Source organism: Jatrophihabitans sp. (assembly GCF_036389215.1).
In the GTDB taxonomy this organism is placed as follows: Bacteria; Actinomycetota; Actinomycetes; order Mycobacteriales; family Jatrophihabitantaceae; genus Jatrophihabitans_A.
Window position 1 is genome coordinate 1 of the sequence record NZ_DASVQG010000359.1, and the last position, 10,618, is coordinate 10,618.

The 10,618-nt window shown below is 71.9% G+C and carries 5 protein-coding genes and 1 pseudogene; all 6 read left to right on the forward strand.

Annotated elements, in window-relative coordinates; all coding sequences use genetic code 11:
• Positions 1-1,628 (forward strand): helix-turn-helix transcriptional regulator (locus VF542_RS20700; RefSeq protein ID WP_408653592.1); only part of this gene is annotated, 1,628 nt, incomplete at its 5' end.
• A 30-nt stretch (positions 1,629-1,658) separates the two neighbouring features.
• On the forward strand, positions 1,659-4,241 hold the full coding sequence (locus tag VF542_RS20705) for a caspase family protein (RefSeq protein ID WP_408653593.1): 2,583 nt from the start codon (positions 1,659-1,661) through the stop codon (positions 4,239-4,241).
• On the forward strand, positions 4,238-4,483 hold the full coding sequence (locus VF542_RS20710) for a hypothetical protein (protein WP_408653594.1): 246 nt from the start codon (positions 4,238-4,240) through the stop codon (positions 4,481-4,483). The genes VF542_RS20705 and VF542_RS20710 overlap by 4 nt, the downstream gene beginning before the upstream one ends.
• Positions 4,484-4,758: 275 nt before the next feature.
• Positions 4,759-5,787, forward strand: a complete 1,029-nt coding sequence (locus VF542_RS20715) for a hypothetical protein (RefSeq protein WP_408653595.1) — start codon at positions 4,759-4,761, stop codon at positions 5,785-5,787.
• A 57-nt stretch (positions 5,788-5,844) separates the two neighbouring features.
• Positions 5,845-8,526, forward strand: a complete 2,682-nt coding sequence (locus VF542_RS20720; RefSeq protein ID WP_408653596.1) for a CHAT domain-containing protein — start codon at positions 5,845-5,847, stop codon at positions 8,524-8,526.
• Between the two features lie 21 nt (positions 8,527-8,547).
• Positions 8,548-10,618: pseudogene (locus tag VF542_RS20725) on the forward strand (hypothetical protein); the annotation flags it as partial.

Sequence of the window (10,618 nt, forward strand, 5' to 3'; positions counted from 1 at the left end):
AGGGTTGGGCCGGCGTACCCAAGGGCTGGCTGCTCGCGGCCGCGGCCGAGGCCGCCCGGTGGTCCGGGCAGCCCGACCGGGCCCTGGAACACATCTGCGCCGCCATCACCGAGGCAGAACCGGGCAATGACGCCGACCGCCTGGGTGCGCTACACGAACGGCTGGCAACCTACCTCCTGGAGGCCGGCAAGCGGGGCGACTCCTGGCACGCCTTCAAGCGGGCGCAGGCGCTGCTGCAGTATTCGCCGGCATCGGCGGTCAAAGCGCGGGTGCTCGCCGGGATCGCCCTCGGGCACCTGCAGGCGGGTCACTACGCCGATGGCCGGCAGATGGCCGAGGCGGCGCTGCAGATGGCCAGGGAGGTCGGCGCGCGCGCCGAGGAGGGCAGGGCACTCAACATCTACGGCCTCGCCCTCAGCATGCTCGGCGATCCCAGGGCCGAGGAGCAGATCGTCCAGTCACTGACGATCGCCCGGGCGGTCAACCACATCGAGGATCTGCTGCGCGCGTATGGGAATCTAGGCCTCGTCCTGGAGCACGCGGGACGCCTGCGGGAAGCCGCGAATGTGACGAGGACGGGCCTGGAGGAGGCTCGCCAGCTCGACCTGGCGCAGAGCCGGCAGGGCACCATCCTGGCCAACAACACCAGCGCCGCGCTGGTGCTGCTGGGGGAATGGTCAGATGCGGAAGGCATCATCGCCGAGCTTTCGCTGGACCGGTCGCCCTCGGAGAGCCTCTACCCGCGCCTCACGCTCGCCGAGATCAAGGTGGCGCGCGGGGACTACAGCCAGGCCCGCGAGCTGCTGGCCTCGATCGAGAACGTCGAGCACGGTGAGGACCCTCGATTTCTCGGCCCGCTGCACACCGTCCGGGCCCAGCTGGCGATGGGGGAGCGCCATCTCGACCGGGCTGCGGTCGAGGTGGCACGGGGTGTCGCGGCGGTCCAGGAGGGGGAGAACGCCCTGGAGCTGCTGCGCCTGTGCGCGGTGGGCATGCGGTGTGCGGCCGACCGGGCGAGCCGGCCGAAGGCGCTCGAACGGGACCGGACGGCCGCGATGGCTGTCGGCGACCACCTCGCCCGGTTGGCGCGCAGCGCGGTACCGGAGTCGCCGAGCGCCGAGACCGTGCAACTGGTCGCGCTGTGCAGGGCGGAGCGGCAGCGTATCCAGGGCAGGGACACCGCCGCGGTGTGGAGCGAGGTGGCCGCCGGGTGGGCCGAGCTCGACCGGCCCTACCCCGCGGCCTACGCCCGGTGGCGACAGGCGGAGGCGGCCTGCGCCCATGGTGAGGACGAGGTGGCCCGGCAGGCCGCCCTGGCAGCCTATCGAGCGGCGAAGGAACTCGGGGCCGAGCCGCTGGGCGCCGAGGTGGCGCGGCTGGCGAAGCGGATCGAGCTGGATCTTGCGGACCGCCCGGTGCAACAGAGCCTGCCATTCGGGCTCTCCCGGGCCGAGTTCGAGGTATTGCGTTACCTGAGCGAGGGATTGGACGCCACCCGAATCGCCAAGGCACGGGGTGTGCGCAAGCGGACCGTCGAGACCCAGCAGCAGAAGGTCTACGGCAAGCTGGGCGTGCATAGTGCCCTTCAGGCGGTGACTAAGGCCCGCGAGGCAGGCCTGTTCCGCTGAGCACCCGCGGGCTGTCCGTCAAAGACGGCCATGACGCGAAAAGCTCTCCTGATCGGTACGCAGGCCGGGGACCTGTCCGGCGTCCTCAACGATGTCGAGGCGATGCGGCAGGCTCTCGAGCCGCGCGGCTTCACCGTCGAGCAGCTCGTGACGCCGCACGCCACCCGGCCCGCGATCCTCCAGGCGTACGAGAAGCTGATCGCAGACGCACGTGACGGCGATGCGTTCGTCGTCTACTACAGCGGCCACGGCGGCCTGGCGCAGTCGCCGACGGGCCCGGACCTGCAGTTCATCGCGCCGGACGACTACGTCGACTCCGACGAGGACAACTTCCGGGGGATTACCGGCGTCGAGCTGTCGGTCCTGCTCGCCCGCCTGACCGACGCCGCGCCCAACGCCACCGTGATCCTCGACTGCTGCCACGCCGCCCACATGTCGCGGCAGCCGGCCGACCTGCGGGTCAAGTCGCTGCTGCGACCGGCGCATTGGCTGCCGACCTACGAGACGGTCGAGCATCATGTCGCCCGGCTGGTCGAGGATGGCCTGCCGGTGCACCTGCGCCCCCTGGTCAGCAATCCGCGCGCCGTCCGGGCGGTGGCCTGCGCGCCGTCCGGGGCGGCATGGGAGAGCGCCAACCGCGACGGGGTCGTGATGGGCCTGTTCACCGACGCGCTGACCCGGGCGCTGCGCGAGGCGGACGGCCTGCGGCTGACCTGGTCGACGCTGATCGACGCGGTCCGCCGGCACGTGCAGGTGTTCGCCGACACCCAGCGACCGGAGGTTGAGGGCCCGTCCGAGCGGCAACCGTTCGAGATGACCGTGCTGGAGCCGCTGGATGCCTTGCCGGTGGTCGCCCTCGGGCCGGATCGGGTCCAGCTGCTCGGCGCCCCACTGCTGGGCGTTGAACTGGGGGACGAGTTCGCGATCATGCCGGCCGGTGCCGCCGGCCCCCAGGACGGGCCCCCGATCGGATCCGCCACGGTCGACCGGCTGCTGCCTATGGCAGCGCTCGCGAAGCTGCGACCCACCACATCAGGGCAGGACCTCCTCCCGGACGCCCGTGCGCACCGCACCCGCGCGGCCGCGGCCGCCCTGCCGGTGCGGATCCCCGAAGGACACCCGGTGACCGCAGACCTGGCCAAGGAACTGGCACTGCGCCCGCTGCTGCGCCAGGCCGATCCCGCGACGGACGCCAAGGTCACCGTCGAGGTCGTCGCCGATACCGATGGACGGTTGGTCGTGCGGGACGCCGCCGGCCCGCTGCACGCGCCGTATCCGGCGACGTCGGCAGACATCACCTCGATCATGGTGAACCTGCAGCGGCTCGCCCAGGCCACCGCGCTGCGCAGGCTGGCCGCCGACCCGACCAGGCCGCTGGCGCACCACGTGGTGCTCGAGTGGGGCCGGGTACGCGACGGAAGGCCGGAGCCCCTCCCGCCGTCCGGGGCGCTGCTGTTCGCGCACGCCGACGAACGCGTCTACTTCCGGCTGCGCAATGAGGGTGATCGGCCGGTGTTCGTGTCGCTGATCAACATCGGCGTCTCGTACCGCATCAGGTTGCTCACCGGCTCCGATCCCGGCGGCGTCCGGATTGCGCCGGACGCGTCGTACACCTACGGCTGGAATGAAGACCTGCAACAGCTGACCGGCGTCGCGATGGCCTGGCCCGACGGTGTCGACACCGAGCTGGCCCGGCCGGAGACGGTCATCGCCCTGATCAGCGACGCGCCGGTCGACGTCAGCGTGCTGAGCCAGCGAGGGGTTCGTGCGGTCGACAGGCATGCGACCGGGTCCGCGCTCTGGCATCTGCTTGACCAGATCGCCACCGGCAAGTCCCGGGAGATCGGCGAGGTACCAGCCGGGCAGGTGCGCTTCGACGTCCTGCCGATCGACTTCACGACGAGCCCGACGGCCCCACCGACCAGCGGGCGGCGCGCTTTCCTGATCGACGACCGGCCGGACCTGCCGGTCCGGCTGCTCTCGCCGCGCGGCGCGGAGCCGACGGCGGTCGCCGTCCGCATCAATGAGCTGATCGTGCACCGCAACCGGGCTCTGGGCAGCGCCGACATCAGACTGGACGCGGTCGTGCAGACCGGCGGCTCGACAGGGCAGCCGAACTACCAGGCGCGGACGATGCGGTTCAGCAACGTCAGCGACAAGTGCCGGCTGCCACTGGACAACGTGCTGATCTACCACGGGCCGGCCGTGGACTTCCTCGACCTCGCCGTCTGGGTGTCCCGCGACGCGACCGACAGCCTGGCGCTCAGCGACCTGTTGGCGGACAAGCTCACTGATCCGGTGCTCCAGGCGGGGCTTGGCCAGGCGCTGGCGCTCACCTGCGACGGCCCGCAGGCTGCGGCGGCGGTGGCGATGCTGAGCGCCGGCGCTGTGCTGGTGAACACCGCCTACGACCTGCTGACCGGCGTCGTCGGGCGCAGCATCGGGCTCTATCGGACGTCGTTGCTCGCCCAGGAACAGTTCGGGATCGGCCGTCACGAGCGGCACCCGCAGGATTTCTCATTCACATTCTCAGTTGAGGCGGTTACCAATACCGGAACGCCTTTGCCATCCGCTCGCCCCGCGAGCATCACACGAGAAGGAGTACGCGCATGACCGAGAATTCCAACACCAAGAGGCTCGTCATCGGGCAGCAGCAGTGGGGAATCGCCGACGCCGACGCCGAGGACGTCGTCAAAGCCGTCGAGAACGCGATGCTGAACGGCACCGCGGTCAAGCTCCCGCTCTTAGACGGCGTCACAGGACACTCCGTCAGGGTCTACCTCAACGGCGCGGCGACTTCCGGCGTGGAGGTCGACCTGCTCAAGGGCCCGCGGCCCAGCGAGATGTCGAAGTAACCCTGGCGATCGGGGGAGCACGGGCTGGGTTCCGCAGCGGAACCCGGCCCGTGCGTACGTATTCAGGTTTACCCAACAGTTGTCTACGTAAATTCTCGTATCCGCTCCGGCCGCTCTGTCCTGGTCGTTGCCCGGTGCCCAACCATCGAGGCGAACGTCGAGTTGGCACCTGATCGGCTAGCGGCTTACCGGACGGCGCAGCGCGCCTGCCGGGCAGCTCCACACGTATCCGGCGAGGTGCCGCGACGGCCACGTCGATACGACAGGAGCATGCCGTGCCCGATATCGAGAAGCTGTCCGCTAACGCGCGGGAGATCCGCCGGCTCGCCGGTGAAGGTTTGGTCGCAAGTCGATTCCACAACGGATCCGAGGACGAGCGACGGCGGCTGCGGGCCGGCGCCGCTGAGATCGCCGCACCGCTGGTCTTCCTGCGGGTGACCCGGCCGGTCGAGCGCAAGCGCGGGCATCATCGCTGCGCCGCCGGGCTGCCGCAACTGGCGCATGACTGCCTGGACCGGTTCCACGACGACCTCGACGCGGTCCTGGACGACCTTTTCACCCATGCGGGCCTGGCTATCGACAACCTCGAGGGCTGGCTGACCATGCGGATGCCCCGGGCCACCGTTGACGCCCACCGTCGCCGCCGGGGCCGGCGCGGGGCTGCCCAACGGCCGAGGGTGCCGATCTGGCTCGCCACCGAGCTGGGGGACGACCCCTGGCTCGTGGCGCTGGCCAAGTCGATCCTCGAGTGGGTCGGTACCGACGCCACGGCCGGCGGCTCGCTGTGGCCGCTGACCAGCTGGACCGAGCGGCGCTCCACCGTGACCGGCGACCACACCTCGAACGAGGCGGCCGTCGCCGCGGACGTGGAGACGGTGCTGGCCGCCATGCGAGGCCGCGCTCTCTGGTATGAGAACAACGTCGAACGGCCGCTCGGCCGCAAGTCGGCACCCGTCTGGTTTCCCTCGACCACTCCGGCTGGCGAGCTCCCCGAGCCGGAGCCCCTGGACCTGTTCGCGCCGCATGAACGGGACGACGTGCTCCTCAGCGAGCTCGCCACGGCCGCGATGGACCTCATCACCAGCCGACTCGACCGCGGTGAGCAGGCCGAGGACGTGGTCCCCGACGTGCTGGGCACCGTGTTCGCAGAGGTGCCGATCAGCCATGGCCTGCACCGACCGCCGGGCGCCGGCGAGGCCGAGCCGAGCCAGGTCAGCGCGCTGATCACCGACCCGGCGCGGCTGGCGCGGATCGTCGCCACGGTCATCGACCTGATGCACACCCGCGACGGCAACGCGCCGTAGTCCGCGCCGGACCGTCCGTCAGAACGGTACGCACGAGACCGACGAAGGGGATGGCCTGTGACCAGACCGGACGAGGGCACGATTGCCGGCCGCTGGATGGCGACCCTCGCGCGGGCCCAGGCCCTGGACGGTCTTGCATTGCACGAGGCGATCAGCGCCGCGCTCGCTGAGCTCGAGCTGCTGGCGCCCGGGCGGCTGCGCTCGGGGATGGCCGAGGATCTGGTCCGGTTGCTGCTCGGCCGCCTGGGACAGGGTGATGTCGTCGCGCTGCGCTGCCTGGACCGGTTGCTGGAGGTGGGCGGAGAGCACTCGCCGGATCGCCCGGGCTGGCCGCGGATGTGGGCTGCGGGCCGCCTTGCCGCGCTGCTTCGGGCCGCCGACGAGCGGGAGCTGGTCGACTACCGCGCCGCGATGTATGAGGTGGACCGGCTGGCCACGGAGTTCGCCGCCGACCCCGGGATCCGCGCGATTGCGTCAATGGTCCAGTCCAGCCTGGTACTGGCGTCCAACCCGCACGACATGGCCACCCTGCACGGGGCACTGCTGGAGATGGGCACGCTGGTCGGCAACGACCCCAAGGGCGCGCCGATCCTGGAGATGATGCGGGGACTCGTCGACGCGACCCAGGTTTGCGACATCGACGACGGCGCCGCGCTCGCCTCGCTCCTCGAGCTGGTGCAGCGGACCTCGCACACGTCGGACGCGCCCCTGGTGCACAGGGCAGCGGTAGCCGCGGCACCGATGCTGGAACTAGTGCAGTCACTGGTGGCCGGCGTTGCCGACGGGGACCTCGCCGCCCACGACCACCGGCTGGACATGCTGCAGGAACTGGCAGACCGACCGGGTGCCGCCCCGACCCAGCGCGGGTTCTACCTGAGCCTGCGAGGCGGAGCGGCGCTGCGCCAGGGCTCGGAGCAGAATCCTGCCCGGCTCGGCGCGGCCATCGCCGACCTGCGTTCGGGGGTGACGCTGACACCCGCGCACCACCCTGACCGGGTCGTCCCACTTGGCTTGCTGGCGTGGGCATTGAGCCGACGTGCGGAGGTCACCGGCGCGCTCGAGGACGTTGACGAGGCGATCGCGCTGCTGGAACAGGCCCGGGAGCTGGCCGGCGGCGCGGGTCATTCCTTCTGGGCGAGCGTCAACGACCTGCTGGCCGCATTGCGACACCGCCGCGGCGACCACGGATCCCAGACGCGTCAGATTGGCCTCGAGGGGCTGCGCGGTCATGTGTGGCAGGTGCTGCTGCAACCCGATGCGATCGCCGCCCGTACCGTCGCGCGGACCGCAGCCCAAGGCGCCACCCTGCTCGCCAGCCGGTTCCTGGCCGACCAGCAACCCGTCGACGCGCTCCGTGCCCTGGATACCGGTCGCGGGTTGATGTTGTTCGCCGCGACCGAGCTGCGCGATCCCTGCAGGCGCCTCATCGAGGCGGGGAGGCCTGACCTGGCGCACCGATGGCGGACCGAGCAGCATCCACCGCCACCGGTTCGGCAGGACGTCCTGGACGTGCTGGCCCGCGACGCCGGGCTGCTCGACCCGCCGGACCTCGGGGAGATCCAGAGCGCGCTGCGCGCACTCGGCGCCGATGCGCTGATCTACCTCGTCCCCGCCGGCAACGAGCCATGGGGCTGGGCGGTGATCGCCCCGGCGCAGGGAGAGGCTCGCTATCTCGCGCTGCCCCATCTGGTGATCGAGGCTGGTACGGACATCGAGCGCTACCTCACCGCGATGGCCACCCGGGACCTGACGGTCGAGGATGCCGGGGAAGAGGGTGACACCGCGCGGACGGAGTTCGTGGACAGTGTCGAGGCGCTGTGCGGATGGGCGTGGAAGGCCGCGATGGGCCCGATCGTCACGCCGTACCTGGACGGGGAACGGGTCCCGCACCTGGTGATCATCCCGATGGGCGACCTGGCCCGGGTGCCTTGGCAGGCGGCACGCGGCCCGGACGGCCGCTACCTGATTGAGCGGGTCGCGCTGTCCCAGGCCGCGTCGGCCCGGATGTTGTGCGACACCGCTGCCGCCGAACCGGTACGGCTGACCCCGGCCGGGCTCATCGTCGCCGACCCGGACACCGGTGGACGGGCAAGGAAACTTCCCGCGGCGCGGCTGGAGGCCTACGCCATCCGGGAGAGCTTCTATCCCGCCGCGACCTACCTAGGCCGGCTGCCCAGGGGCGCCGTGAGCAACTCCGGCGCTGGCACGCCCGAGGATGTGCGCGCGTGGCTGCGGGCCGACGGCGTGGCGGCCGGCGCGATGCTGCACCTCGCCTCGCATGGGGTCATGGACACCGAGCTGGAGAGCGCCTCCTCCCGCCTGGTGCTGGCTGAGGGCGATCTCACCGCCGACGAGCTGATCGACGTCCTGGGCGGCAGCCCGCACCACCCGATCGGCCTGGTCGTACTGGCCGCCTGCCACACCGGCCGGTCGATTCACGGCTACGACGAGGCATACAGCCTCGCCACGATGTTCCTGGCGGCCGGCGTCCGCTCGGTGCTCTCGACCCAGTGGAGCGTCCCGGACCAGGACACCTCGCTGCTGATGTACCTGTTCCACCACTATCTGGTGATCGAGCACCGGCCACCCTGGGATGCGCTGCGCCGCGCCCAGATGTGGATGCTCGACGACGCCCGCAGCGTGCCCGACCGCATGCCCGAACCGCTGCGCCGCGCGCTCGACGGTTCCGATCCCAGGCGGGTGGCGGCGTGGGCCGGATTCGTCCACTGGGGACAGTGACCGGCAGGAGGAGCCAGCGACATGGACGTGACCATTGCGAAGTTACGGGAGGAGCTCGCCCGGCTGCACGGGTCGGCACGGGTGCCGATCCTGGAGCGGCTCTGGCAAGAATTCGCCGTGCGGTACTGGCGTGCCGGACCGGGCACCCCCGGCGCCCTGGGGCACCTGTCCGCCGCGATCGAGGCGCTGGACGAGGCCTACCACCTGCTGGATGGCTCGAGCCCGGCCCGAGGGGAGGTGGCCGGCCGGCTGGGCTGGCTGATGGCCGTCCGCTCGGCGACGCCCGGCGTCGGCGATGCCGACCGGGAGGCCGCCATGCCCCTGCTGGCCGAAGCACTCGAGCACTCCGACCTTTCGGCGCTGCTCGCGACCACGGCGCACGTCTCGCTCGGTCAGCTGCACCTGGATCGCGTGATGAAGGCGTTGCATCGCTGCCAGGCCCAGGGCGGCTTTCTCGGCGGGGCGTTGTCGGGCTCACGCGCCGACGGGGAGGAGGCCATCCGGCATTTCCGGGGCGTCCTCGACGGCCCGTCGGTCAGCGCCGAGGTCAGCACCATCACCAGGGTCATGCTCACCGTCGCCGAGGCTGTGCTGCCGCTGCTGAACGGCGAACCGGACCGGTTCGACATGGCCAGGCTCACCGATGCCACCGCTGCGATGCAGAACCTGCTGAAGAACGGCCTACCACTGGGCATGCCCGGCTCGGTGCTGTCGTCCTCGCTGCCGTTCACCTTCGATCTCATCCACGGGGACCCGCTCGACCTGCCCGTCCCCGACATGCAGGGCGAGCCCGGGCACACGTCGGTCCTCCCGCCGCGCCGGCCCGCTCCCGCCAAGCGGCCCCCCACTGATCCGAAGCGGGCCCGGCGCGCGGCGCGCGACCGGCTCGCCGCGCTGGCCGGCCAGCCAGTAAGGCCGGTCTGGGAGCAGGCTGTCGCTGTGCTGCAGACCCCAGCCGACCGGATGGCGGCCGGCGCCCTGGACGCCTACATCGGTGCGGCGGCCACCGCGGTCGATGCCGAGGCGGAGGGTGAGCAGCTGGAGTCGGGTCTGGACCGCCTGCTGTCGGCGGTCGGGCTGTGCCTGCGGCAACGACGAGACGGCAGCGGCTGGGACGACGACGATCCGGGCGGCGGTGGCTACCTCGGCGCCGCAGACCTGCTGGCCGGCGCGGCCACCCGTATTCCACCGGGGCATCCCGCCGCCACCGCTGTCGTCGAGGCGTTGGGCGGGCTGCTCGGGGACCGCCGACCGCTGTCCGGGGCAATCACCGGAATCGCCGGCCAGCTGGCTGCCTACGCGGCCGAGGTGGTATCGCCGACGGCGGTGATCACCGCGCTCGGCCAGCTGTGCCGGACGGTCGCTGCCGTGTCGGTTGGCGCCCCGGTCGACCCGCAGCCACTCGCCGCCGCGGTCGCCGCGGTGCCCGCCGGGCATGCCTGGCGCCCGGCGCTGTCCACCGCCGTCGGGCAGGTCCGGCTCGCGGCAGCTGTGCGGGCAGGCGATGCCAGCACCGTCGAGGCTGCCCCGGACGGCCTGGCCCCAGTACTGGACGCCCTGCTCCGCGACGACGTCGAGGCACTGCGCACGGCAGTCGACGGCCTCGCCACAAACTCGCCGCGGAGGTGGGTGGCTGCCGTTCTCGGCGCCGGCTACCTGGAGCTGGCGATTCGAGCGACCGCACCAGAGCAGGGCGACCTGGACGCCGCGATCCGGTGGCTGTCCGCCTCGACTGGCGGGCTCGATGGCGCGGGCGAGGGCCTGCGGACGCGGACCTGGTGGCGGCTGGCGGAGGCGTACCACAGGCGCGGCAACCCCGGCGATGGCGAGGCGAGCCGTGCCGCTGGTCTCGAGGCGCTGGGGTGCGTTGAGCCGGACCCGCGAGGCGCGGCGCGGTTCGCCGGGTGGATGCTCTCCGACGGGCGCGGCGCGGAGGCGTACACCGCCCTGGAGAGCGCCGCCGCCGGCTCGGGACGGCCGGAACCCGCCGCCGGCCCGCTCGCCGAGGACGTCCTCGACGTGATCCTCGGCATCGCGCCCCCGCCCGCCGATTTCCCCCGGGTGCCGGCGTGCACGGAGGTGGCCGACGCGG

What these genes read in the sequence shown, in the direction of transcription:
- VF542_RS20710 (WP_408653594.1), top strand. Translation starts at nt 4,238, where the DNA reads ATGACCGAGAATTCCAACACCAAGAGGCTCGTCATCGGGCAGCAGCAG.
- VF542_RS20705 (WP_408653593.1), top strand. Translation starts at nt 1,659, where the DNA reads ATGACGCGAAAAGCTCTCCTGATCGGTACGCAGGCCGGGGACCTGTCC.